Here is a 23,165-nt window from a genome sequence, read left to right on the forward strand (position 1 = left end):
TTCCATATGGACAACTCTTTTTTTCATGCGGCCTCCCTCACCCGCTCCAGGACGCAATCCACCCAAGCAACGCCGGCCTTGATCAGCTCGCGGGCCTTGCCTTCACTCACGCCATAGTGCCGCCCAACACGCACCGCCGCCCACTTCGCGCCGTAGTACAGCCAGATCATGTCGCCCATCTGCTGATCTCGCTTACAGAGCCTGGCCACCGCTCCATCCACCACGCCGGCCAATTCGTCCGTGATGACATAGGACTTGGTGGTGGACGGTATAACTTCCCGCATGATCGCCATCATCGGCGAGGCGTAGCTGGGAATACTCATCCCATCCATGCGCCACCAGCCCCATTGCTCCAGCATGTACTCGGTGTCGCCCAGGGGGCGTTGCAACGGCTTACGAATCATCATGCTGCTTTCCTCGGGTCAGGATCACTCAGGCCAAACAGATCTCGAAGCAACCGATCAGCCGCGGTCTTCTTTGCATTACCCTCCAAAAGCCAGCGCTGGCCGTAATCATGAAAGCCGATCTGCAACCGACTCGAGTGCCAGCTGGCGACCATATCCAATAGAGCTGCCAACGCGGCCGGGCCGCCCATTTTGACCTTGGCCAACTCCTCGCCGGCGATTTTCAGGAACTGGCACTCGACGTCGCTCATAGCTTTGCGCGGCAGTGCCGCTCTGACGTTACTCATGGTTTGCTCTCCCCTTGATGCGTCCAGCGAAGGGGCGATTTGCTTCGACCTCCTCCTGCGTGGGCTCGCGGCCTGCAAAGTTGACGAACCTGGCGAACTGACCTTGCTGCTGAACAAGACAGGACCCGACCGGCGCATGCCTGCACTTGGGCATGAGCAATTCGGTGACGCCGTTCTGCCCCTCTTCGGAGTCCATATCTCGGTGTACCAGGATGATGCAATGGGCATCCGCTTCAATCTGGCCCGAGTCACGAAGGTCTGAGGCGATCGGCTTTTTCCCGGGACGTTTGGTTGAGTCGCGGTTGAGCTGCGCCAGCAGAATGACTGGGACTTCGAGTTCTTTCGCGATGTTTACGATTCCAGTCGAAATCTTCCCGAGCTCCGAAGCGCGGTTAAAGGCCTTCCCGTCAGATCCGATCAACCCGATGTAGTCGATGACTACTACGTCCAGGCCGTGAGCCCTCTTGACCTGTCGAGCAATACTGCGAATCCGCGCCACCGTCAGGCCGGAACGATCACAGACGAATAGTGGTGCGTTATTGATTCGATTGACCGCTGAAGTCAGCCGTGGCCAGTCCTCATCCTTCAAACTGCCATCGTCTAGGCGTTTGAGATCCACTCCACCCAGCGAGGCAAGCGCGCGGTTACCCAATTCCTCCTCGGGCATCTCCAGCGAAAACACCATCCCTACCCCGGTGCCACTGCACACAATGTGCTGGGCGATCTGTAGGCCCAGTGTGGTCTTACCGCTGCCAGGAAGGCCGGCAACGATCGTCACGGTCTTCTTGCGCAGCCCCCTGATCAACTTGTCCAGATCAACCAGACCGGTGGACAAGCCCGACTGCACTGCGCCGTTGAACTTTGCATCGATGACATCGATGTTTTTTGCGACTACCGCATCCATTCGTTTGTAATCGGGCTCACCGGTTTGCAGGTCGCGAAGATCCGCCATCGCCTGTTGCGCTTCGGCGATGATCTCAGCGACCGGCCGATTCACACTGGCTGATTCACGCACCGCATCAGCAGAGGCCACCAGGCGGCGCAAGACCGCCCGCTCAGTAACAACCTTGGCGTAGGCCTCCCAGTTGGCGGTACTGGGCGTATTCGCTGCCAATTCCCCTGCATAGGCCATGGTCCGCGTTTGGCTGGGCAGGTATGGCCGGAAGTCGCCCAGCGTCACAGGGTCGATTGGGGCGCCGCCTGCATGGCACTCCACTATCGTCTGGAACAAGGCGGCGTTTTCAGGATCGTGGAAGTCCGCCGGCGTGACCCGACCGGTGATGGGGTCGATCAGGTCGCCATTCAGCATCAAAGCCCCCAGCAACGCCTGCTCGGCCTCATCGCTGTACAGCTCGCGATAGCCGTTCATACGGCACCTCTCGCCGAGGCCCAACTGAATCCGACAGCCTGGCCTCCCCCTTCACGAAGTCGATCCAGTGCTCGATCTCCGATGTAACGCGCCAGGTCCGCTGCCGCCAGATTCGACACCACCACGGTAGGCAAGACGAGCTGGTATCTCCGATCAATTACCTCGTGAAGCACACCAAGCTCGTAGGCGGTCCCCGCCTGGGCTCCCACCTCATCGATGACCAGAAGATCAAAACTCGCGAGTTCATCCAAAACATCCCTGTCGGTGTATTCAGCACCACGATCCATTGCTCCTTTGAATACTCGAATGATCTCAGCAGCAGAGACGATCACGGCCTTGGCCCCGTGTTCTCGAATCACAGCTTGGACTATCGCGCAGGCCAGATGAGTTTTCCCATTCCCCACATTCCCCGAGAGAATCAATGAGCGGCCGACCTCGTAGTTCTCTTTGAACCGATGAACATAGTCCTCGCAAAGTTGGAGAGCTTTCGCCATGCCGGCCACGCCGCCGGAGGTTCTGTAGTTACCAAAGGTGCAGTTGCTGAACCGCGGCGTGATTCCCGAACCTACGAGCAGTTTGTTCAGCTCCTCTGCCTTTTTTCGATCGCGCGCCTGGATATGTTCCTCGCTCTCGGCCGAAGCGATGTTCAACGCCTCCCAGTGGCAATTCTTGCATCCGCGCGCAAGCATGGAGCCATCGAACTGTTCGGTCTCTGAACTGCTGACTTGGCCATGCTTCGAGCATTCGGTGTCGAAGAAGCGGACATGCGGCTGCGGGCAGAAATTAGAAGTTCGAGCCATGTGCTACCTCCGGGTATTCGAGGGTGTGGTTCGGCAGGCCGGTGTAGGCCGATTGCTTGGAGGGTATGGCTGGTTTCAACTCGTCCAGGTAACGTTTCTTGTTCAGCCAGGTCGATGCCATCGGGACGTACTGCCCTTCATCTTTGGTCCAGTCTCGAGAGGCTCTGTGCTGTGCAAGAGCGATCATCAAGACGTGGCGCAGATTTGCGTCAGGATTGAGCTTCTTCCACGCTGCTGCAGCTTCCTGCTTACCCTTTCCGTTCGGGTAGAGTTTCCAGAACTGTTCGAAACCCTCCAGAGGGTCCACCTTGCACGAAGCTTTTTCAGTCCTTGCTGCTTCACTCAGTCCTTGCTTACCTTCAATACTTACTAGTGTCGGATTTGCCGTATACGGCTGGGCCGTTTCCGGTGAATCCGTATGCGGTTGAGCCGGAAGCGGTGATTCCGAAACCAAATAGTGGATCTCGCCAAGTACGCCGGTGCCGGAGCGATCTTGGCTGCGGTGTACATAACCGGCGCTGATCAGCTCGTGGAGAAGTCCATACACACCGTCCCGACCAGTCGGCTTTGATGACTTGGCCGTTTCTCCGCGTAGATGCGCCACGGAAATTTCCCAGTGATCAGGCTTGCCCAACAGGTACACCAGCAACCCGCGAGCCGCCCAGCTAAGCCGGGCGTCCTCGCTGATCCCTTTGTTGAGTAGGTAGAAATTCCCCTCAGGGCGAGGGGCGCGAATGATACTCATAGCTCAAGCTCCCCAGTCACACGACGGACGAACTCGTCGTAACCTTCAGCCATGATCAGGCCTTGGTTCTCGAGCGCCTCGCGATACGCCTTGGCGCTGCCATACAGCACCCAGCGCTCTCGCTCGGGAAGGGATCTGAACGACGCGTAGCTGGGCCATGGGCCGGCTATCAACGATGCCGGTCCCTTCTCAGCAGATGATGTTTTCGGCCGCGTATTCATTGCAGGGTCTCTCCTGCTGGGAACTGCTCGATCTCAGGGCACAGCACCAGCGCCTCTAGTCGCCGCTGCAGCACGGCCTGGCGGAGGATGTCGGCGTCCATCCCTGCAAGGCGGCGCACTAGCACGCGGAGAGCCATACAGGCGTGGGCCACTTCAAACTTGGCGTCATGCAGGTTGTCGTCGCAGGCCTCATCATCAAAGAGAATTTCCTGTGCCATGTCCGCGCCGATCCAGGCCTTGTAAGCCAGTTGGTCGTTGCTGAACTGCTCCATGTGAGCTTCGTCGATCACCGTGGGTTCGGTTGAATTGAGCTCGCTCATTTTGCCTCCCTCTTGCTGTCCGGCTTCGAGAGAAGTGCATTCAGATCATCACCACGAGCCATCAAATCGGTACCGATGATTCGCAATCCGGCAGCGATTCCACCAATGGTGTATCCATTGAGAATTTTCTCTACCGATTCGGGGACCTCAGCAGACAGGTCCAGTAAGAGGCGACCAAGGGCGTCTACGAAATAGCCCGCGGAGTGCATTGACTCTGCGTCATCAGCGATGCGGCTAGGAGATACACGTAGGGGGCTCATTGATCTGCGCTCCATACCGGCATCCAGATTGGCTTCGCCATGTCTTTGGCAGCTTGGCCGTACCAACCCACTGCCTCAAGAATGAACCGGCCCGGCCGCGCTTCGTATTTGGCCGAGCTGACGATCGCACGCATAATCGAGGCGGTTCTTTCAAACTCAGGTACTTCCTGACTGAAAAAACCTTTCGCGGAAAGGGACAGCTCTGCTTCTGGGACTTCTGGAATAAGAAGTTCCAGAGCCAACTGTGCATCAGTGCGTCCCATCTCATGAGTCATGAAACGCTTGATTCCCCGCTCACGGTGAAAGCCTTGTACGCAGAAACCGACGCACCCGATATCGAAGCCCACTTCATCAATCGGATACGCTTGAGCCTGCAGCGTCCCAAAGACGCTTGCATTCGAACGAGCTTGTTCATTACGGATTGCATGTGCCATGATTAGTACCTCTTTGAGATGTGTTGTCCTGGTCGCACAGGACGATTGATGAACCCGGTTCCCGCCGGGTTTATTGCTTTCTGCACCAGGCAAAATTCATTCGCCGGCTGCTCAAGCCGCTTTCACCGACTCCTCCAGCACCAGCAAGCTCTGCCGAACATGGCCGATTTCTCGTTGAATTCCTGCCTTCTCGATCTGCGTTACTCGGCCATCTGCCACAGCGTCGTGCACGACACGAGAGACATCGCCTGACTCGGCCGCCAAGTGCACTAATGCTTGAACCAGGTTGACCCCGTCAGGCTTAACCCACGGCACCAGTGCATAGCCCAAGGCATTCGCCAGAAGCTGCAGCGGTTCGGGGTTCTTGCTATGCACCAATATTTGTAAAAACTGCTCCAGGTTCAGCCGATGCGAATCGTCGTTTGGGTTGCTGCGGTTGAGCAGCGCGGTGTGGCTCATCCCCATCAGGTGAGCCAACTGTTTTGGCCCAGCATCGAGCACTGCCTCATGAATCGCGCGATGTACTTGTTCCATTCGGGAAATCTCTTGGCGGTTGTCGTGGCCGTACATCCTGGCGATGAGCGAAACTTTGCTCATCGGATCAGGCGACAGATTGCTCGGAGCTAGCGGATGAATTACGCAGGTACGCCCAATCGATATCCGGTCGAAGGTCTTCACAGACCACCACCCTCTTCGTCTCGCGCTCAAGCTTGATAGCAAGGGCGGGGTTGGCACGGCGAAAGCCGAGAGCGACCTGTCTGAGCTGGCCCACGCTGGTGTCGCAACGCTTAGCCAGGGAGTCCAGCGAAACAGCGTCCAGGGAGCGCATGTGTTCAATTAGCGTCATGGTTTTCCTCCTAAGAGGCTTCACATTACATATTGCTAAATTAAATAGCAATAGCATTTTATAATTTACAGATTGCTAATGCACGGACACTATTCGCTGATGGACATGAAAACCCTTCGGGTCGAAGCGCTGCGGCGTGTAATCGGCCAACTCAGTCAGAAAGAATTCGCCGACCAGCACGATCTGGACGCTTCCTATTTGTCCCAAATCCTCAATGGACATCGAGGCCTGGGCGAGAAAGCAGCGCTCAATCTTGAGAAGAAGATCGGGTTAGCACCTGGTGTTCTGGTCAACCCGGGCGGATATGGTTCGAACGTCATTGAAGGCGAGTTCACTCGCCAGGAAGGCGTGCGCGACCAGTCGCCTGCCTATCAAGCCATGCAAGAAAATGCTTCGCCCAAAGCGATCGCAGTCATCGAGAAGCTAGCCAGAGCTGCGGCAAAAGGACGGCTCAAGGAGTCGGATCTGCTGCTTCTGGAGGGCATCGCCGGCCTTCTGGAGAAGGCTAACGCCGATAGGTCTTAAGCCAGATGCAAAGAGCCCGGCGCTGGGCCGGGCTCTGTTCACTGCTATGACAGCAAGTCCTCTTCCCTGCTCTGCCACATCGCCTGAAGCTTGGTCAGCCCCTTGCCAGTGATCAGCGTCGAGCACGTTGGCACCGTGCCGTCGATTGGGTGTTCGAAGGTACCTAGCTTCACATCGAGCAAGCCGGCCTCAATCTTCGCCTGGTAGGGCTCGTTGGTTCTGGTCACCCACCCCTTCTGCCTCATGAACTGCAGCAGTCTGGTGCGGCCGGTACCAATGATCTTCGCGGCCTGGGCGGCGTTGTACGTCTTGTGCGACACCGTGACCAAGTCGTGGAAAGCCACCTTTGGAGCGTCCTGCTCCACCTTCACTTCCAAGAGATGATTCTCTCTGGTCAGCTCGGTGTTGTCAGCCTCCAGGGTGACGACCTTGCGAACGTTATCGGTCAGCAGGGCCAGGAGGACTTTCGGATCATTGAGGCTTGCTATATCGAAGGCCGGCTTGGCCTGGGAATCCTCCAGCTCGTGAAGGCGGCGAATGACCTTGTGGCGAAGCGGGATGCTGTAGCCGGTGACCAGGGTTTCGGTCAGCTCGCGATCCAGATGGAAGCAAGGCATCGAGCGCCCGGAGCCATCCAGATAGGTGCCCCCAAATTTGGGGTCAGTGATTTGCAGCTCGGAGAGCATATTCCGAATGTCGCGCATGACGTGGTCATGCCGTTTTCCGGTCAATTCCGCAATCTCGTTTGATGACATGGTGGGTCGCGACACGTTTTGCGAATGCGACAAACGTGGCGCGTTACCAGAAAGCTGCTCGGATTGAATGGAGAGAGTATTCATCATGCTTTCTCCAGGCCTTCAGTAACGGAGTCGATAGCAGCCACAGCAGACTCGATCGCCATGTGTAGCAACCATGCTTGGCTTTGCGTAACGATCAAATCCCCCATCCCCGCGTCTTCCAACGTCGATTTCACACTAGTAAGAACGCAGGAGGCCTGATTCAAAGCATCGACAGCGGGCACACCCGGGCAGACACTGTACAAATGTTGTCGCTCAACGTTACAGCGCGCGAATGAATGCGATACGGTCACCGGCGACTTGAGCACGCCAGCATTGAGTTTTTCGTTTACTTCGGTATGCTCATTCATGACGATTTCTTCCTCGAAGTTGATCTCGTTACCCAGAACCCCATCGCCCGCCAGCTTTGGGGTTTTTTTATGCCTGTTTAATTTGCTCATCTCGCTGCATTGCCTCCCTCAGCGCCTTACCTACCAGCCAGTTTTGGCTGCGGTGCTCCTGCTTCGCCTTCCTCTCCAGCCAAGCCTTTACGTCTGGTTCAGCTCGAAAAATCACCTGCGCCATCTCTCGTACCTTCATACTCACCTCAATGCATCACCGTTGGACACAAGACAAATGTATAACGGTGATGCATTGCCGTCAATACCACGGTGATGCATCCTCCTTCTACCAGTAGTCAAGCAATTGCCGAGTTGACATGAGCCGCACCGACCCACAGTTCAACCTACGCATTCCAGAATCCCTCCGTGATCTTGTAATGACGGCCGCAAAACGAAATAAGCGTTCCGCTACGGCTGAGATTCTTGATCGTCTCGAGCGGAGCTTTACCGAGACCGACGAGTTTGGGATTAGCGACAGTGATCGAATGGATCCCAAGCACGCTCTCTACGTTCCGTACAGCGATGCTCAGGTGACTACAAAAATCCATAAGGATCGCTTGTTGGATAAGTTTGATGATTCGCTGACCCTGCAAGAAGAAAAAATCTTGTCGGCGATGATCCAGGTTCTCCGGAGCACCCAGGGGCTTACGGATGAAGCTGAACAGCCCAATAAAGGCCCCGCCACTCGCAAACGTTTTCCCAAAAGTTAGTTCCAATATATGGCCCGGTAGATTTTTTGCGCTCTGTGCATATTGCCTTGTTAAAAAAACTGAAAACTTCGTGAGAGATGAGGATTAAAGCGTCCTTTGCGTATAGACGCTTACCTCAAACTCATTCGCAACCGCACCCATTCTTGGACTTCAGCCAGGACGAAGCCCACCGGAGAACCGCGAGAACCGCTATTACTCAAAGGGACTGGTTTGGGAAAGGACGGATCATCTTTTATCCGCCTATAGATCGTGGAACTCGCTAACCCGGTGATCCTTTCGACGTCAGCCAGACGAATTAAGACGAAAGCGGGATCAAATTGCGTGGAGTGGGCATTCAAATCGGTCATGCTGCTTCCTGCCATTGATTGGGACTGGAACCAGATTGGCGCAGAAGCCCCCGTGACAGGAAGGGGTTACATGGTTACATGCCCCATGTCATGGCTTGAGAAGATGGTCAGGCTTGATCGCCGTAGCTAAGTAAACTGCCTTGTGTGGTGGTGTTTTATCCGCAGGGACATTCAACCCCAACAGACTGCAGAACTCTCGCTGAATGGTGTCCTGCTTCGGTTGTCGCATCTCAGATTTGTATTGAGCCCAGTACTTCAAAGCTACAGCCCGCATAACCTCAAGCTCCTTTGTAGCGTAGGGAAAATTCAGGCTTTGCAGGCTTTTAGCTTCGCTTGTAGGATTCAGATTTGAGCTCATTAATTGAGCCCGCAGATCGGCATTCTCCCGTAGCAAATCAAAGTTTTGGCGCTCAAGCTCTTTAATGCGCAGGCCCGCCGGCACGTCTATCGAGCACCCAGTTGTCACGCGCTCCGCCATTACGGGGATCGGCCAATCTATGCCGTTTTTTGATAACCAACGCCTAACATCCCCTAGATCTATGTCCTGATCGATTCCAAGGTCGGCTGTTCGGTCCACCGCTCCGCTTAATGAGATCGCAGGCACCGCGTACCCCTTCCTTATGAGACTGACCACCACCGGACGCTTGTAACCTTGATCCTCCAGCAGGACGCTGACTTCACGCGGAGTGGCCTTCCAAACGGATGATAGAATGGAATATTTACGCAAGCCAGTTTTAGAGTTTAGACGCCAACTTGTTTGGATATCGCCACCCTGAAGAACATCCCAAATATCCTGTGAGAAACCATGCTCAAGCAGCTCCTTACTTTCCGAAACCAATCTCTCATCAAATAAAAAATCGCTAATTCTTAAATTAGAATAGCTCTTATTTCCTGCTACTTTTTCCAAAAGCAGTGAAGCACCACAGCCAGGATCTAACACTGGTAATCCGGCATTATCTAACCTCATCCCCTGAGGGGGGGTGTTTACAGATCGCAGGCATCCGAGGATTACTCGAGCGGCGTCTTGTAGAGATAGTATTGTTCCCTCGTCCGAATACGCGACACTGGTGACAAGGTCGGAGACACATACAAAACTATCCAACACTTTATCTAAAAACTTAATTGCTGCCATAACGTTCCACCTAGAGCCAGCTGCATTACGAATGCCAGGAAAGCGCAGTTTATATAGCCCGTTAGCAAAATGTAATAGCCGAGCCGTGCATCCAAGAAACACAACTCGGACGGTCGTGAAGGCAAGCGTTGAGGCGGACGCTCGGGGTTGGTAGAGTCGGCGCCCTACCACTTGAATCATGCAAAGATGATTACCGCACGGCGCTGGGTGGTACCGCTGATCGTTACTGGAATGAGCCAAATGGCGTGGGGGTATGGAGAGATTGATCAGTTGGCGGGGTCGACCGTCTTGGCTTCTGGCGGGCTCGAGCGGGTCAACTGCCCTCCTTTCGGCGACTACGACAGTACCGGCCTGGACAGCTCGGCGATCAAACTCTACAAATGCCCGAGCATGGGCGTATCGTGACAGTCACTAGACCTGCCAAGGATGAAAAATGGGCCTGTTCACGAAATGGAAGCTAGCTCGGTACCTTCGGATTCAGGAAGGAGAAATGTCCTCTTTTACTGCTCAGCTCAGGCAAATGGACGCAGATGAAATTGGTATGGTCGTGGCGCTGGCGACGGATGCTCGAAACCGTCTGGAAGAAGCAGGGTTCATTTTGAGCGATCCAATTGGTGCCCACACTCTCAAACCAGAAACGCCTGCCGCACTGCACGGCATGATTTTAAACCTACAGGCGGAAGGGAGATTGCAGGAAGCCGCAGCAATAATGGTTTGGCTCCATACAGCGAGAGTGGGTGCCAGGCTCGAGCTGAGACCCCTGGCGAGAGAGATCTGGCGACAGCTCGAAAGAGGCTTTCCGCATGCCCAGGAAGCGTCTAGATCGTTAATGCGAACGCTATTTCGATCTATTCGACTTGATGGTTTCGATCAGTTCCCGAAAGGACTTTCCCCGGATCCTCTGTGAACTAGAAAACGTTGATATTGATCCAGACACCACCGGCTTATGCAATTGGTATAATTGGGATTTATGGGCTATCGGTGATGGCGAACATGAGGAGAGACATCTTGGATATCGAAAAAGCCGAACACAATTAAACAGAAAAGCTGTAATGAGCCGACTGAAATTCATATTCAAGCCCAAACATCATAATCGCCCACACAAACTAAAAACCACTAAAAAAACTCCAAGACACTGAAAACAAAAAACCTTGCAGCAAACATCTTCCCTATTTAGAGTCATCAAACATAAATAATTAAGGCTGGATGCCTTAGCATCAAGCCTTTAAGTCAAGAGTGGTTACTCTGCCACCCCGGAGAGTTTGGCAGACTCTGTAATCGCCGTACTCATTAAGGTGTTAGCGTCAGTTGGGGTTATTTTACCAGACCCAGCCATCATACAGATATGAAACATTGCCACATTCAAGAACGATGCAGGCCCACCTTTATCGCTTAGCTTTGTTATCGTTTCAATTATCTTAAGCTTATCCTCCAGCTTTGCGCTATCGACCTTATCCAAGACCTTTCCAAGATCAACTTTTATCTCACTCTCGTAGTTTCGTGACTTAGCGACATCCGCAGAAGCAAGACAAGCCCCCGTGGTCGCCCCACCAGATTGAAATATATAAGCAGCATTGTTATTGGGATTCCAGACGTATAACTTGTCAACCTGTGTCGCTGCTGCATCCAAGGAAACATAACTAATATGAGGTTTCTCATGCCCCCACTTTGCCTCCCACACGGATGTAGCGCATCCGCCTAGCAAAAAAATCGACACTAGAAAAACAGCCACTTTAATTCGTTTAATCGACATAGCCTTCCCCTATCAAATAGTTTTTCTGTATTACCTTAAACACATACACCATTAGGTTTCATTGACTCTCACGCCTTAATAACTGCACGCGGCTTAGACCTCATCTATTTTTAATAGATGTCCCATTGCCAACCCTGAAAAAAATACTTTTCAATGAGTTGTGTGGACACTTCAGGCACACCAAAGTGCCATCATCAAGGCGAGTATAGCCACAAAAACGATTGTCGTTTGAATATATAATGCGTTTTTTTCCTCGTAGAAGCAGTAGCGAACGGCTTAGCTTGGGTCGTTGTATCGACAGTACTGCATGCTAATGGTGATTTTAATATGAGGAGTGATACGTTCGTTCTCCCGCCAGCCTGCTGAGGCCAGAGAATGTCCACATCCGAAAAACGGTATCCCCGTGAATCATTTACCAAAAAGCTGATCCGCATGTGTCAGAGGCTGGACGAGTGCTCTGTCCGCACCATCACGCACGAAGACATCTTTGGCGAGTTCACCGGCGAGATCAAAGTCACATCGATCTGGGTCGTGGGATCCTACGCCCGCGGCGCGATGACCTGCGGCGACCTGGACATGGTCATAGGCGTGCAAACCAAAGGGCCCCTACCCTCAACAAGGGTTTGGGCCAGGTCCTTCTTCGGTGCTCCCTCACTGGTTCGCTACTACCCAGGTGATCCAACCGAGAACGCCTCAGGTGTACCGTTCCCCGAGGCAGTCCTGATCTGGTCCGGCGTTGAATGCGATTGGAAATCAGCGATTGCGTCAATCAAACCAGATCCCAACGCCGGCCGTGCGGCGCGTGAAACGGATGCCATTCCCCTTCGGGACGAACAGCTGCGTACCTACAATGACGAATATCACGCCGCGGTAGATATGCAACGCGATGGTCTTTGGGAGTGGGAATTCGTCGAGATAGGGAAGCAGGTACTCATCCCTACTCCCTCCGAGGCGGCCGCAGAGGATGAAAAGTACTTCGCGCGCTGCGCACCGCTGATGGGGCGCAAATCGCGAGAGCTAATGCCCGCAATCATCAAGCTAATGAGAGAAAGGGAGCCCTTTGGCTCATGGTCTTCCGCGAACAGTTATCGATCAGAGTTCAGATGTGGCGGATCGCATCTGCACCTGGGCCGCCCGGCGCTTCCCATACGCTTCTTTGACTACACGCCATGGGCGCACCAGTTAATTTTAGTTCCTCACATCAGCGCCAGAGGACCTAATGGCGCGTGGATTATTCGCCGCGGCCCAGAACACCCGGACCGCAAAGCCCTTGAAGGTAAGCAAGCTTACTACCTCATGACTTCGGGACAGCCCGATACCATCACCTACTTTGGTCGCTCTATCTATTGGCCTCCAATCGGCATTGAGCTGCTTGGGTCCCGCGATGAGGCTCAAGAGCTAGCAGCTCAGTTTACCGATGAGGATGACTTCGAAGCCCCAGAGATAGGTCGAGCTGAAGGAATCGATTTACTCTCTCTGTTTGGGCTGGTGGATATCGTGGAGGCGAGGGGTTATCAGCTAGCTTTGACATACACTGGAGCTTCTTATTTGGAAGCAGACATCGCTACCTTGGACGAACTGATCGCCCTCCTTTCATCATCCTAAACTCAGCTATTCAAGGATGAAAGAGACGTAAATGGCGATATGAAAAACTCGGCCAATGTCAGGTTCGGTGCATGATGACACCTGCTATTTCCGCGACTGGACTGAGCGATGAAGAGAATAATCGCGGCAGCGGCAGTGGGGTTATCTCAATGCAGTACCCGAAACAGACGGCATAGACATGACGTTCAACGACGATGAGTCGGTGACGCTGAGGTGGGAGGTGTGCGCTGAAGAGGATCAGCCAGTGCAGGTCGTCGAGAGAGTAGCGGAGGCGGCGCCTTTCTGAAAAAAAATGTGTACGCGTGACTTAGCAGATGCTTTAATCGTCTCATAAGCACAGGAAGAAACCGCAAGCGGTAATTCCGAACAGCTTACCGATAAATGGGTTGCGACTACGCGGCCGGCGCTAGGCCCCTGAGACATTGACTCAGGGGCCTTTCGCTTTCTGGATTATGGGAAAACCTTCTTCCCGTAACGCCCGATTTTCTTCTTAAGAATCTCGTATGCCCGGTTGGGTTGGTCGGGCCGCAATACAGACAGCCCAATCGGGCGGGCAGTCAGGTCGGCAATCTGAAGACCAATAGAATTGGTCTTCTTATCGGCTATGCATATTTCGAAGGGATATTTTTTCTGCCCCCAATTTCTGCCGTCGCAAACCCTTCGAAATGCAAGCTCAAGATCCCCATCCTCTTTCCCGCCCCGAGCTTCGAAGACAAAGTGCGTTTCTTTTGCGTGAACACCAAGCCCTAGCAAATGCTTGTAGATCCGTTCGAGCCCGAATTGCATCGCAAGATGATATGGATGGCCTGGGTCCGAGTAGCGGCTTTTGTGAGCCTTTTTATCGATAATGACCGCGAAAATATCAAAATCGGTTTCATCGATTATTTTCGACAAGCGCTCAAGTAAGTCCTCCCGATCATCTTTTCCCATCTTGGAGAATCGACCCTTCTTGCGAACGATTTCCGACTCATGGAAAACCACATGATCGTGCCCAAATAAATCGAATTTCAACCGGTTAACCTTTGGCATCAGCCGGTCAATATATTCATCTTTATGGATCAGGCAGAAGGTGAGAGCAAAAATAGGATAATTGTCGTCTATCGACTCGAGGCTGTGGTCGCCGCTCTCATCCACGAACACCACCCAATCACTTCGCGCCATCCATTGCACCTCCTCGGCGCCAAAACAAAATAGGTGATCTCAAACCAGGTTTGCGTTCCACACCGACAGGATCCGCGCTTGGATGTAGGTTTCATCTGCGCGGATCGTTCGAGCATGATGCAGAGCGTTGTACGAAATCATGATCAGTTGGTCGTCGCCTAGCCACTGGAGCAGTGCTGCAGCCTCTTTCAGGTCCCTGCGCAGTTGCTGATTCACTCGGGTCAGTGACAGTGGCGTGTTCCAGCTTTCTTGTCGTTATGACAGCCCTGGCTGTCCGTACGGCCACCGTGAGCGATTGCAGATACAGAGGTGGCTGCGAGAACTGCGGCCAGTACAAGGGCGATGATTTTCATAGTCCACTTCCTGTGATGGTTAGCTTGACGGATGCGTAGAATTTAGCACCATTAATTCGCCACTACGAGTCTGAAGGTTAGCCCCTGCCTTCTTGCGAAGATTAGCAATCCAACCATTTAGCAAAATGTATTGCTTTGTCATTTAGCTTTTGCTAATTTGTATTCCACTCCCTCGCCGCCCAGGTGACCGAGACACCTATCCATCTTTTCGCAAACGTCTATTACGCGGCCGGGATTCGTTCGGCCTGGAGAAAGTGATGCCCCCTAAACGCTTGTCAGCGATGCGCCTGTTTGAGGTGCTGACGTTCATGTTCGTCTACGTCGCGCTCACGGTTGCCTGGTTTGGCTTTGCTGCGCCGGAAATGGTCAGCAGCCCCTCCACCAGCGCCGTCCTTGTTGGGTTCGCAGGCTCGATCCTGTGGCTTATCTGCACAGCCTGTATTGCCATCCACATCATCAACAAATGGAACTCAGGCAAAACCACGGAGAAGCAACCATGAAGCGGTACGACTCCCGCACTGCCGATAAATTCGTGGTGCGTCTACCAGACGACATGCGATCCGATGTTGAGGCCCTAGCGCTCTTCGAAGACCGCAGCATGAACAGCGTGGTTGTCCAGGCGATCCGAAATCACCTCGACTGCAACCGACGCCAAGAACTGATGCTGGATGCCCTGGCTGATGCACTTGAGCGGGCCGTTTCAGGACAGGAAAGGAACAACCCCGACACAGATCCGCGCGACCTGCTCACTAAGGCCAACCCTATCGGCTCCTTCGTCGAACAAACGGAGGCGCAGCCATGACAGCCACAACACCCAGTGACAGCCGGACAGCTCTTCAGAATGAATTCAACCAGCTCGGCTCCCGCTTGGTTCGGTTCGGCCAGGCCATGCAAGAGCCCAGCACCACGGTCAGCGAACTGACGCAGTTGGCTCAGGCCTGCGGGATCAACCTCAAGCTGCGCATGGTGGCTGAATCGGAGGGACGATCAGATGGCTAAAACAGTCCTGCGCGTCCGATTGGACGCCATATCGTTTTACCTAAATACCGAATCCTCGTCTCCAGGTACCGGACATAGAAACCGGTACCGCCTGTTCAAGACCGATAACTACGGGCGGGACAAGCTGGGGTGGATCTCGGTTGGCTCGACGGCGGGTCAGGAACTCGTTGCACTCGATACTGATCGGGCCAGATTCGAGGCGTGCGAGAAACTGTTCTTGAGCAAGAAGCCTCATCAATACGGGCAGTACGGTGATATACGCGGTCAGCCGGGCAAATGGGAAGGTGAGGCTTTCCCTCTTCGCGTGACGAATAGGCCGTGACGCGACACAAATCGCGAATATCGAAAACGTGTCGCAAGACCAATGGAGCCGAGCACGGCCCCGGAGCATCATCATGGCAAAAGTCATTGCCCAAATTACGGTAAAGCTCCCCCGCCTCATGGAGGTGAGCGAGTACAGGAAGTTGAGATACGCCGGCGGAAAGCCAAGCGTGCAGCAGCTGAAGAAATGGATCGAGGAAGGCGAAGTGATCGGGGAAGTAAGAGGCGGGATGTATTTCGTAGACCTGCAGGCGGCGGTGATGGGCTCAACTGACCCGCTTCTGGCGAAGATGATGGAGGTGGGCTAATGGCTCCCCCTCGCGCCAGGACAATCAAGAACAGGAATCTGCCGGCAAACCTGTACCCGAACGGGAAATATTGGCAATACAAAAACCCGATCACCGGTAAGAAGACCAGCATCAACAAGCCCATGGCCGAAGCCATCAAGCTGGCCAACGCCGCCAATGCCAAGCTACTCCCGCTCCTGGCTGATGACGGGTCACTACTCGCCATGATCACTGGAGATGCCGCGCCGAAGTTCAGCGGTTGCCTCGATCGCTTCGAAAATGAATGGCTTGGCACACGGAACTACGCCGAGCGCACGTTGAAGGAAATTAAGTTCAAGTTGGCCCGGTACCGGGAAGACCTGGGCGACTTGATGATGGGGCAATTGGACGTGCTGACAGTGGCCGAATACCTGGACGGCTTCGAAAACAACGCCTACACCAAGCACCGCGGCCTGCTCGTCCAAATATTTGCCTTCGCCGTGGCCAAGGGCCTATGCGAGCGAAACTCGGCCGAGCTGACCCTGGTTAAGAAGGAAGCCGAGAAGAAGCGCCAGCGCCACACTGTCGAGGGGCTGAACACGATACTGAACTACGTGGGGACACCGATCTGGTTGAAGCGCGCCATCCGGCTGGGGTTGCTGAGCCTTCAGCGGCGGGAGGACATCGTCATGTGGCCGAAGTCGGACGTTGACCTCGAGCAGAACACCATCAAGGTGTCGCCCGGGAAGACGCAGAATTATGGAAAGCCGGTGCACCTGGAGATTGCCATGGGCCAGGCGTTGCGCGAGGTCGTTGGCGAATGCATGAGGTCCCCGGTTGTGTGCCCGTATCTCATCCACTATTCACCAAAAGCCCGCAAGCGGTCGCAACTCGACGCGAAGCTGCACTGGAATGCCGTGACGCCCGACTACCTGACCAAATCATTCGCCCAGGCGCGGGACGACTCCGAGGCCTACAAGGACATGCCGGCCGGCGAGCGCCCCACCTTTCACGAGATCCGTGCGCTTGGTGCGTGGCTGTATGAACAACAAGGTTTCCCTCAGGAATACATCCAAGGGCTGATGGGGCACGCAGACGTCAAAATGACTGAACACTACCAGGCGGGCCATGGCGATGACGCCGTGGTGTACATGAAAGTGAGCGCCGATCTGAAGGTGTAGCCGGTCGTCGTTTGCCCAAAATATTCCCAACGTTTGCCCAAGCGCCCAAAGCAAAAAGGGGCTCACCTCTCGGTGAACCCCTTCTAGACCGCCCAGCAGAGCGGATTTTGTTTGGTAGGCGCGATTGGACTCGAACCAACGACCCCCACCATGTCAAGGTGGTGCTCTAACCAACTGAGCTACGTGCCTGCTGTGAGGCGGCATTCTACGGAATTCCGGAGGGGTGTCAACACCTTTTTTTCACCTAACCCTATGAATATGCAAAATATTTAATTTCGCCGTCGCAACGAAGAATCGGGGGTGGCTGGCGGCCGATTTTTATCTCGGGTAGGATCGTCGCATTCGTAAAAAATATAAAACAGAGGTTCCAGAATGACGAACACAACCTACCCAGCGTCCTATTACGCCGCATCGGCCAACCCGGCGCCGTCGCGCCCTGCCCTGCAGGACGATGTCGAAACCGATGTGTGCGTGATCGGTGCGGGGTATACGGGGTTGTCTTCTGCGCTGTTTTTGCTGGAGAACGGTTTCAAGGTCACCGTGCTTGAGGCGGCCAAGGTCGGCTTTGGGGCTTCGGGTCGCAACGGTGGGCAGATCGTTAATAGTTATAGCCGCGACATTGACGTGATCGAGCGCAGCGTCGGTCCTCAGCAGGCGCAGTTGCTGGGCAACATGGCGTTCGAGGGTGGGCGGATCATTCGCGAGCGGGTGGCGAAGTATCAGATTCAGTGTGATTTGAAGGACGGCGGTGTATTCGCCGCCCTCACTGCTAAACAAATGGGCCATCTGGAGTCGCAGAAGCGTTTATGGGAGCGTTTCGGTCATACCCAGCTGGAACTGCTGGACCAGCGGCGCATTCGCGAGGTGGTGGCTTGCGATGAGTATGTGGGAGGCATGCTCGATATGAGCGGCGGGCATATTCATCCGCTCAACCTGGCGCTGGGCGAAGCGGCGGCGGTGGAGTCGCTGGGCGGGGTGATTTATGAGCAATCGCCCGCGGTGCGCATCGAGCGTGGCGCCAGCCCGGTTGTGCATACGCCGCAGGGCAAGGTGAGGGCCAAGTTCATTATCGTGGCCGGTAACGCTTATTTGGGCAATCTGGTGCCGGAGTTGGCGGCCAAGTCGATGCCTTGCGGTACTCAGGTGATCGCCACCGAGCCGCTGGGAGAAGAGTTGGCTCGTAGCCTGTTGCCGCAGGATTATTGCGTTGAAGACTGCAACTACTTGCTCGACTACTACCGACTGACAGGCGACAAGCGTCTGATCTTCGGCGGCGGCGTGGTATATGGCGCGAGGGATCCGGCGAACATTGAGGCGATCATTCGGCCGAAGATGCTCAAGGCGTTCCCGCAACTCAAGGATGTGAAGATCGATTACGCCTGGACCGGCAATTTCCTGCTGACGCTGTCGCGTCTTCCGCAGGTCGGGCGGCTGGGGGATAACATTTATTATTCCCAGGGTTGCAGCGGTCATGGCGTGACGTATACGCACTTGGCGGGCAAGGTCCTGGCCGAGGCGCTGCGTGGGCAGGCTGAGCGTTTTGATGCGTTTGCGGACCTGCCCCACTACCCTTTCCCTGGCGGCCAGTTGTTGCGTACGCCGTTTGCGGCGATGGGGGCTTGGTATTACGGGTTGCGGGATAAATTGGGGTTCTGAGGCCACCTACAACAAGGGCTGCTACGCAGCCCAGCGGGAGCAAGCTCCCTCGCCACAGAATCCAACACATAGATCGCAGTACGCCGAAAACAAAAAACCCCGGTCTTTCGACCAGGGTCTTTGCTATCGACTAGAAGGAGCTTTGCAGCTTTCTTCCTAGCTTCAAGGCGTTCAGTGGGCCTCGAAGCAGATATGGCGCAGCGGACGGGACTCGAACCCGCGACCCCCGGCGTGACAGGCCGGTATTCTAACCGACTGAACTACCGCTGCGTATCGCTATGGACTTGCGTCCAGTTAACTCGTCTGATCAAAACCCTTGGGTCTGGATCTCGAACCAGGCGAACCTGCTTCGGAAAATATGGCGCAGCGGACGGGACTCGAACCCGCGACCCCCGGCGTGACAGGCCGGTATTCTAACCGACTGAACTACCGCTGCGCGTCGGTGGAGGCTTTTGACAGCTTCCGTCTTGCTTTCGCAAAACTCTCGTAAAACATGGTGGGTGATGACGGGATCGAACCGCCGACATTCTGCTTGTAAGGCAGACGCTCTCCCAGCTGAGCTAATCACCCTTTGCTTCGTTGAGGCCGCGAAATTTACGCAGGTACCGAAGCTAAGTCAATAGCAGCGTTGGATTTTTTTCAAAAACAGTTTCAAGCGGCAAGCGCCAAGCTACAAGTAAAAGCACCGGACCCGCACCACGCTGCTTGCAGCTTAAAGCTTGCCGCTTGCAGTTGCCCCTCACTCATAAATCATTTTCTTGGTCATGCCGCCATCCACCACGAACTCCTGCCCCGTGACAAAACCGGCATTGCGCGACAACAGCCACGCCACCATGGCCGCCACGTCCTCTACCGTCCCTACCCTGCCCGCCGGATGCTGGGCGTGATCGGCGTCGGTCAGGGGTTGCGCGCGACGTTGGGACGGATCCCGTGCATCGATCCAGCCGGGGCTGACAGCGTTGACCCGGATCTCCGGCCCAAGGCTGATTGCCAGGGCATGAGTCAGGGCCAGCAGGCCGCCCTTGCTCGCCGCATAGGCCTCGGTGTCGGGTTCCGATTGCGCAGCGCGGGTCGAGGCCAGATTGACGATGGCGCCGTTGTGGGCGCGCAGATACGGCGCGCAGTGCTTGGCCAGCAGCATCGGCCCACCCAGGTTCACCGCCAGGACCCGATTCCAGTAAGCCAGGTCCAGGCTTTCCAAGGTGATGTTGTGCGGATCGGCGATGGCCGCGTTGCACACCAGCGCGTCCAGCCGCCCGAACTGTCCAAGCACCTCGGCGATACCGGTGGCAACCTGCCCTTCATCCGCCACGTCCATGGCGATGAACCAGGCATTGTCACCCAGGCTCTTCGCCACCTTGGACCCGCGCTCGCGATCCAGATCGGTCAGCACCACCTGCCAGCCTTCACAAATAAGCCAGGCGGCAATGCCCAGGCCAATGCCCCGTGCGGCGCCCGTAACCAGTGCAACCCGGCCATGAGTGCCGCTCGGCGGCGTAGCCAGCTCGATCACAAGGCCGCCAACCCGCGGGCCAGGTCGTCTTGCAGGTCCGCCACGTCTTCCAGACCGACCGCAACGCGGATCAGGCTGTCACGAATACCCGCCGATTCACGTTCCTGGGGCGACAGGCGACCGTGGGACGTGGTGCTCGGGTGGGTAATCGTGGTCTTGCTGTCGCCCAGGTTGGCGGTGATGGAAATCAACCGGGTCGCGTCGATGAAGCGCCAGGCGCCCTCCTTGCCCCCCTTGACCTCGAAGCTCACCACCGCGCCGAAACCGCGTTGCTGACGCAGGGCCAGGTCATGTTGCGGATGGCTCTTGAGGCCGGCGTAGTGCACTTTCTCGATGCCGTCCTGCTGCTCCAGCCACTCGGCCAGGGCCTGGGCGTTGGCGCAATGGGCTTTCATGCGCAGGCCGAGGGTTTCCAGGCCCTTGAGGAAAATCCAGGCGTTGAACGGGCTGAGGGTCGGCCCAGCGGTGCGCAGGAAACCCACCACTTCTTTCATCTGCTCGCCACGACCGGCCACCACGCCACCCATGCAACGGCCCTGGCCGTCGATGAACTTGGTTGCCGAATGCACCACCACGTCCGCGCCGAGCTTCAGCGGTTGCTGCAGCGCCGGGGTGCAGAAGCAGTTATCGACCACCAGCATGGCGCCCTTGGCGTGGGCGATTTCTGCGAGTGCGGCGATATCCACCAGTTCGGCCAGGGGGTTGGAAGGCGACTCGACGAAAAGCAGCTTGGTATTGGCCTTGATGGCAGCATCCCAAGCGGACAGGTCCGCCAGGGGTACGTAGTCGACTTCCACGCCGAAACGCTTGAAGTACTTTTCGAACAGGCTGATGGTCGAACCGAAGACGCTGCGCGATACCAGCACATGATCGCCGGCACTGCACAGGCTCATCACCACGGCCATGATCGCGGCCATGCCGGTGGCGGTCGCCACGGCTTGCTCGGCGCCTTCCAACGCGGCGATGCGTTCTTCGAATGCACGCACGGTCGGGTTGGTGTAGCGCGAGTAGACGTTGCCCGGCACCTCGCCGGCAAACCGCGCCGCGGCGTCGGCGGCGGTGCGGAACACGTAGCTGGAGGTAAAGAACATCGGGTCGCCATGTTCGGCTTCCGGTGTACGGTGCTGACCCGCGCGAACCGCCAGGGTATCGAACGCTACGCCTTCAAGGTCGCTGTCCAGTCGACCGGCATCCCAATCCTGACTCATGCTGCCACTCCTGTAATCGGTTAAACGCAAACCGGCCCCTCGGGGCCGGTTGGTGACTCAGTTGTTGTACAGATCGATGATCGCACTGACCGCCTGGGTCTTGGCCTTGGACGCATCGTTACGCGCGTTCTCGATCCTGTTCAGGTAGACCTCGTCGATGTCGCCGGTGACGTACTTGCCGTCGAATACCGCGCAATCGAACTGCTCGATCTTGATCTTGCCGCCGCCTACCGCTTCGATCAGGTCCGGCAGATCCTGGTAGATCAGCCAGTCGGCACCGATCAGGTCGGCCACGTCCTGGGTCGTGCGGTTATGCGCGATCAGCTCGTGGGCACTCGGCATGTCGATGCCGTAGACGTTCGGGTAGCGCACGGCCGGGGCCGCAGAGCAGAAATACACATTCTTGGCGCCGGCTTCACGGGCCATCTGGATGATCTGCTTGCAGGTGGTGCCACGGACGATGGAGTCATCCACCAGCATCACGTTCTTGCCGCGGAATTCCAGTTCGATGGCGTTGAGCTTCTGGCGTACGGATTTTTTCCGTGCGGCCTGGCCCGGCATGATGAAGGTCCGGCCGATATAGCGGTTCTTCACAAAACCTTCGCGGAACTTGACGCCCAGGTGGTTCGCCAGTTCCAAGGCCGCGGTGCGGCTGGTGTCCGGGATCGGGATGACCACGTCGATGTCGTGTTCCGGACGCTCGCGCAGGATCTTGTCAGCCAGCTTCTCGCCCATGCGCAGGCGCGCCTTGTAGACCGAGATACCGTCGATGATCGAGTCCGGGCGCGCCAGGTAGACGTGTTCGAAGATGCACGGGGTCAGGGACGGGTTGGTCGCGCACTGACGGGTGTGCAGCTTGCCATCTTCAGTGATGTAGACCGCTTCGCCCGGGGCCAGGTCGCGGATCAGGGTGAAACCCAGCACGTCCAGGGACACGCTTTCCGAGGCGATCATGTACTCGACGCCTTCGTCGGTGTGACGCTGGCCGAACACGATCGGACGGATGCCGTGGGGATCGCGGAAACCGACGATGCCGTAGCCGGTGATCATCGCCACGACCGCGTAGCCGCCCACGCAACGGTTGTGCACGTCGGTCACGGCGGCGAACACGTCTTCTTCGGTCGGCTGCAGCTTGCCGCGCTGGGCCAGCTCATGGGCGAACACGTTGAGCATCACTTCCGAGTCGGAACTGGTGTTGACGTGGCGCAAGTCAGACTCGTAGATCTCCTTGGCCAGTTGCTCGACGTTGGTCAGGTTGCCGTTGTGCGCCAGGGTGATGCCGTAAGGCGAGTTGACGTAGAACGGCTGGGCTTCAGCCGACGTCGAGCTGCCCGCGGTGGGGTAGCGCACGTGACCGATACCCATGTGGCCGACCAGGCGCTGCATGTGACGCTGGTGGAACACGTCACGCACCAGGCCGTTGTCCTTGCGCAGGAATAACCGGCCGTCATGGCTGGTCACGATACCGGCAGCGTCCTGGCCGCGGTGCTGGAGCACGGTTAGCGCGTCATACAGCGCCTGATTGACGTTCGACTTACCGACGATACCGACGATGCCACACATGCGACGCA

33 protein-coding genes and 4 tRNA genes are annotated in these 23,165 nt (G+C 56.0%); 11 read left to right on the forward strand and 26 right to left on the reverse strand.

Features of this window, described 5'->3' with window-relative positions; translation table 11 throughout:
* Nucleotides 1-23: 23 nt before the first annotated feature.
* The 11 genes from J3P85_RS19740 to J3P85_RS19790 form a co-directional block, all read right to left on the reverse strand.
* The gene (locus J3P85_RS19740; RefSeq protein ID WP_434703098.1) at nt 24-407 is read right to left on the reverse strand and encodes an antiterminator Q family protein; all 384 of its coding nucleotides are present in this window, start codon (nt 405-407) and stop codon (nt 24-26) included.
* Complete coding sequence (locus J3P85_RS19745; RefSeq protein ID WP_434575030.1) at nt 404-691, reverse strand: hypothetical protein; 288 nt, start codon at nt 689-691, stop codon at nt 404-406. Before J3P85_RS19745 ends, J3P85_RS19740 begins: the two co-directional genes overlap by 4 nt.
* The gene (locus J3P85_RS19750; protein ID WP_434703100.1) at nt 684-2,060 is read right to left on the reverse strand and encodes a replicative DNA helicase; all 1,377 of its coding nucleotides are present in this window, start codon (nt 2,058-2,060) and stop codon (nt 684-686) included. Before J3P85_RS19750 ends, J3P85_RS19745 begins: the two co-directional genes overlap by 8 nt.
* Complete coding sequence (locus tag J3P85_RS19755) at nt 2,057-2,860, reverse strand: ATP-binding protein (protein WP_434703101.1); 804 nt, start codon at nt 2,858-2,860, stop codon at nt 2,057-2,059. The genes J3P85_RS19750 and J3P85_RS19755 overlap by 4 nt, the downstream gene beginning before the upstream one ends.
* Complete coding sequence (locus J3P85_RS19760) at nt 2,844-3,605, reverse strand: hypothetical protein (protein WP_434703103.1); 762 nt, start codon at nt 3,603-3,605, stop codon at nt 2,844-2,846. Before J3P85_RS19760 ends, J3P85_RS19755 begins: the two co-directional genes overlap by 17 nt.
* On the reverse strand, nt 3,602-3,826 hold the full coding sequence (locus tag J3P85_RS19765; RefSeq protein WP_434703105.1) for a hypothetical protein: 225 nt from the start codon (nt 3,824-3,826) through the stop codon (nt 3,602-3,604). The genes J3P85_RS19760 and J3P85_RS19765 overlap by 4 nt, the downstream gene beginning before the upstream one ends.
* On the reverse strand, nt 3,823-4,146 hold the full coding sequence (locus J3P85_RS19770; protein WP_434703106.1) for a hypothetical protein: 324 nt from the start codon (nt 4,144-4,146) through the stop codon (nt 3,823-3,825). Before J3P85_RS19770 ends, J3P85_RS19765 begins: the two co-directional genes overlap by 4 nt.
* Entirely contained in the window at nt 4,143-4,406 is a 264-nt protein-coding gene (locus tag J3P85_RS19775; protein ID WP_116833019.1) for a hypothetical protein, read from the reverse strand. The genes J3P85_RS19770 and J3P85_RS19775 overlap by 4 nt, the downstream gene beginning before the upstream one ends.
* On the reverse strand, nt 4,403-4,840 hold the full coding sequence (locus tag J3P85_RS19780; protein ID WP_434703109.1) for a hypothetical protein: 438 nt from the start codon (nt 4,838-4,840) through the stop codon (nt 4,403-4,405). Before J3P85_RS19780 ends, J3P85_RS19775 begins: the two co-directional genes overlap by 4 nt.
* A 111-nt stretch (nt 4,841-4,951) precedes the next feature.
* Nucleotides 4,952-5,518: a phage regulatory CII family protein gene (locus J3P85_RS19785; RefSeq protein WP_434703111.1), complete on the reverse strand. Its 567-nt coding sequence runs from the start codon at nt 5,516-5,518 to the stop codon at nt 4,952-4,954.
* On the reverse strand, nt 5,442-5,687 hold the full coding sequence (locus tag J3P85_RS19790) for a transcriptional regulator (protein ID WP_434575015.1): 246 nt from the start codon (nt 5,685-5,687) through the stop codon (nt 5,442-5,444). The genes J3P85_RS19785 and J3P85_RS19790 overlap by 77 nt, the downstream gene beginning before the upstream one ends.
* A 99-nt stretch (nt 5,688-5,786) precedes the next feature.
* On the opposite strand from J3P85_RS19790, the gene J3P85_RS19795 reads away from it, so the two are divergent.
* Nucleotides 5,787-6,212: a hypothetical protein gene (locus J3P85_RS19795; RefSeq protein WP_434703113.1), complete on the forward strand. Its 426-nt coding sequence runs from the start codon at nt 5,787-5,789 to the stop codon at nt 6,210-6,212.
* Nucleotides 6,213-6,256: 44 nt separating this feature from the next.
* Here the strand turns inward: J3P85_RS19795 and J3P85_RS19800 are convergent, their stop codons facing one another.
* Together J3P85_RS19800 and J3P85_RS19805 are read right to left on the reverse strand one after the other, a co-directional pair.
* Nucleotides 6,257-7,051 (reverse strand): phage antirepressor KilAC domain-containing protein, encoded by a 795-nt coding sequence (locus J3P85_RS19800; RefSeq protein WP_434706408.1) that lies wholly within the window; start codon nt 7,049-7,051, stop codon nt 6,257-6,259.
* Nucleotides 7,051-7,449, reverse strand: coding sequence for a DUF3077 domain-containing protein (locus J3P85_RS19805; RefSeq protein ID WP_434703115.1), 399 nt, complete (start codon nt 7,447-7,449; stop codon nt 7,051-7,053). Before J3P85_RS19805 ends, J3P85_RS19800 begins: the two co-directional genes overlap by 1 nt.
* 257 nt (nt 7,450-7,706) lie before the next feature.
* Between J3P85_RS19805 and J3P85_RS19810 the strand changes: the two genes are divergently transcribed.
* Complete coding sequence (locus J3P85_RS19810) at nt 7,707-8,099, forward strand: Arc family DNA-binding protein (protein WP_434703117.1); 393 nt, start codon at nt 7,707-7,709, stop codon at nt 8,097-8,099.
* A 110-nt stretch (nt 8,100-8,209) separates the two neighbouring features.
* Here J3P85_RS19810 and J3P85_RS19815 read toward each other — a convergent pair whose 3' ends face one another.
* Complete coding sequence (locus J3P85_RS19815; RefSeq protein WP_434703118.1) at nt 8,210-8,446, reverse strand: helix-turn-helix transcriptional regulator; 237 nt, start codon at nt 8,444-8,446, stop codon at nt 8,210-8,212.
* 88 nt (nt 8,447-8,534) lie between these two features.
* Nucleotides 8,535-9,578, reverse strand: coding sequence for a hypothetical protein (locus J3P85_RS19820; protein WP_434703120.1), 1,044 nt, complete (start codon nt 9,576-9,578; stop codon nt 8,535-8,537).
* 171 nt (nt 9,579-9,749) lie between these two features.
* Between J3P85_RS19820 and J3P85_RS19825 the strand changes: the two genes are divergently transcribed.
* Together J3P85_RS19825 and J3P85_RS19830 are read left to right on the forward strand one after the other, a co-directional pair.
* Entirely contained in the window at nt 9,750-9,983 is a 234-nt protein-coding gene (locus J3P85_RS19825; RefSeq protein WP_434703122.1) for a hypothetical protein, read from the forward strand.
* Nucleotides 9,984-10,068: 85 nt separating this feature from the next.
* Complete coding sequence (locus J3P85_RS19830; RefSeq protein ID WP_434703123.1) at nt 10,069-10,485, forward strand: hypothetical protein; 417 nt, start codon at nt 10,069-10,071, stop codon at nt 10,483-10,485.
* 333 nt (nt 10,486-10,818) lie between these two features.
* Here the strand turns inward: J3P85_RS19830 and J3P85_RS19835 are convergent, their stop codons facing one another.
* Entirely contained in the window at nt 10,819-11,331 is a 513-nt protein-coding gene (locus J3P85_RS19835; protein WP_434703124.1) for a hypothetical protein, read from the reverse strand.
* Nucleotides 11,332-11,706: 375 nt separating this feature from the next.
* Between J3P85_RS19835 and J3P85_RS19840 the strand changes: the two genes are divergently transcribed.
* Nucleotides 11,707-12,936 (forward strand): hypothetical protein, encoded by a 1,230-nt coding sequence (locus tag J3P85_RS19840; RefSeq protein WP_434703125.1) that lies wholly within the window; start codon nt 11,707-11,709, stop codon nt 12,934-12,936.
* 450 nt (nt 12,937-13,386) lie between these two features.
* Here J3P85_RS19840 and J3P85_RS19845 read toward each other — a convergent pair whose 3' ends face one another.
* From J3P85_RS19845 to J3P85_RS19855, 3 genes are read right to left on the reverse strand one after another with little or no spacing between them, the layout of a single operon-like run.
* The gene (locus tag J3P85_RS19845) at nt 13,387-14,097 is read right to left on the reverse strand and encodes a DUF3800 domain-containing protein (protein WP_434703127.1); all 711 of its coding nucleotides are present in this window, start codon (nt 14,095-14,097) and stop codon (nt 13,387-13,389) included.
* A 39-nt stretch (nt 14,098-14,136) separates the two neighbouring features.
* Entirely contained in the window at nt 14,137-14,313 is a 177-nt protein-coding gene (locus J3P85_RS19850) for a hypothetical protein (protein ID WP_434703128.1), read from the reverse strand.
* A gap of 5 nt (nt 14,314-14,318) precedes the next feature.
* Complete coding sequence (locus tag J3P85_RS19855) at nt 14,319-14,450, reverse strand: YHYH domain-containing protein (protein ID WP_434703130.1); 132 nt, start codon at nt 14,448-14,450, stop codon at nt 14,319-14,321.
* Between the two features lie 257 nt (nt 14,451-14,707).
* On the opposite strand from J3P85_RS19855, the gene J3P85_RS19860 reads away from it, so the two are divergent.
* The 5 genes from J3P85_RS19860 to J3P85_RS19880 all read left to right on the forward strand — a co-directional run bounded on the left by J3P85_RS19860 (nt 14,708) and on the right by J3P85_RS19880 (nt 17,217).
* Nucleotides 14,708-14,950, forward strand: coding sequence for a hypothetical protein (locus J3P85_RS19860; RefSeq protein ID WP_434703132.1), 243 nt, complete (start codon nt 14,708-14,710; stop codon nt 14,948-14,950).
* Nucleotides 14,947-15,252 (forward strand): CopG family ribbon-helix-helix protein, encoded by a 306-nt coding sequence (locus J3P85_RS19865; RefSeq protein WP_434703134.1) that lies wholly within the window; start codon nt 14,947-14,949, stop codon nt 15,250-15,252. Before J3P85_RS19860 ends, J3P85_RS19865 begins: the two co-directional genes overlap by 4 nt.
* On the forward strand, nt 15,249-15,449 hold the full coding sequence (locus tag J3P85_RS19870) for a hypothetical protein (protein ID WP_434703136.1): 201 nt from the start codon (nt 15,249-15,251) through the stop codon (nt 15,447-15,449). The genes J3P85_RS19865 and J3P85_RS19870 overlap by 4 nt, the downstream gene beginning before the upstream one ends.
* Before the next feature lie 395 nt (nt 15,450-15,844).
* Nucleotides 15,845-16,078, forward strand: a complete 234-nt coding sequence (locus J3P85_RS19875; protein ID WP_434703137.1) for a hypothetical protein — start codon at nt 15,845-15,847, stop codon at nt 16,076-16,078.
* Nucleotides 16,078-17,217: a tyrosine-type recombinase/integrase gene (locus J3P85_RS19880; protein WP_434703139.1), complete on the forward strand. Its 1,140-nt coding sequence runs from the start codon at nt 16,078-16,080 to the stop codon at nt 17,215-17,217. The genes J3P85_RS19875 and J3P85_RS19880 overlap by 1 nt, the downstream gene beginning before the upstream one ends.
* A 112-nt stretch (nt 17,218-17,329) precedes the next feature.
* Here J3P85_RS19880 and J3P85_RS19885 read toward each other — a convergent pair.
* Nucleotides 17,330-17,406, reverse strand: a tRNA-Val gene (locus J3P85_RS19885).
* Nucleotides 17,407-17,589: 183 nt separating this feature from the next.
* Between J3P85_RS19885 and J3P85_RS19890 the strand changes: the two genes are divergently transcribed.
* Nucleotides 17,590-18,873: an NAD(P)/FAD-dependent oxidoreductase gene (locus tag J3P85_RS19890; protein WP_434703141.1), complete on the forward strand. Its 1,284-nt coding sequence runs from the start codon at nt 17,590-17,592 to the stop codon at nt 18,871-18,873.
* A gap of 193 nt (nt 18,874-19,066) precedes the next feature.
* Here J3P85_RS19890 and J3P85_RS19895 read toward each other — a convergent pair.
* The 6 genes from J3P85_RS19895 to purF all read right to left on the reverse strand — a co-directional run bounded on the left by J3P85_RS19895 (nt 19,067) and on the right by purF (nt 23,157).
* Nucleotides 19,067-19,143: transfer RNA gene (locus tag J3P85_RS19895), tRNA-Asp, on the reverse strand.
* 89 nt (nt 19,144-19,232) lie between these two features.
* Nucleotides 19,233-19,309, reverse strand: a tRNA-Asp gene (locus tag J3P85_RS19900).
* Nucleotides 19,310-19,367: 58 nt separating this feature from the next.
* Nucleotides 19,368-19,443 (reverse strand) — tRNA-Val (locus J3P85_RS19905).
* Nucleotides 19,444-19,612: 169 nt separating this feature from the next.
* Entirely contained in the window at nt 19,613-20,386 is a 774-nt protein-coding gene (locus tag J3P85_RS19910) for an SDR family oxidoreductase (RefSeq protein ID WP_186707446.1), read from the reverse strand.
* Nucleotides 20,383-21,594, reverse strand: coding sequence for an O-succinylhomoserine sulfhydrylase (locus tag J3P85_RS19915; RefSeq protein ID WP_434703143.1), 1,212 nt, complete (start codon nt 21,592-21,594; stop codon nt 20,383-20,385). The genes J3P85_RS19910 and J3P85_RS19915 overlap by 4 nt, the downstream gene beginning before the upstream one ends.
* A 57-nt stretch (nt 21,595-21,651) precedes the next feature.
* Nucleotides 21,652-23,157, reverse strand: a complete 1,506-nt coding sequence (gene purF / locus J3P85_RS19920) for an amidophosphoribosyltransferase (RefSeq protein WP_186707444.1) — start codon at nt 23,155-23,157, stop codon at nt 21,652-21,654.
* Nucleotides 23,158-23,165 lie beyond the last annotated feature (8 nt).

Source organism: Pseudomonas sp. Z1-12, assembly GCF_051132015.1.
Classification (GTDB): Bacteria; Pseudomonadota; Gammaproteobacteria; order Pseudomonadales; family Pseudomonadaceae; genus Aquipseudomonas; species Aquipseudomonas zanjanensis.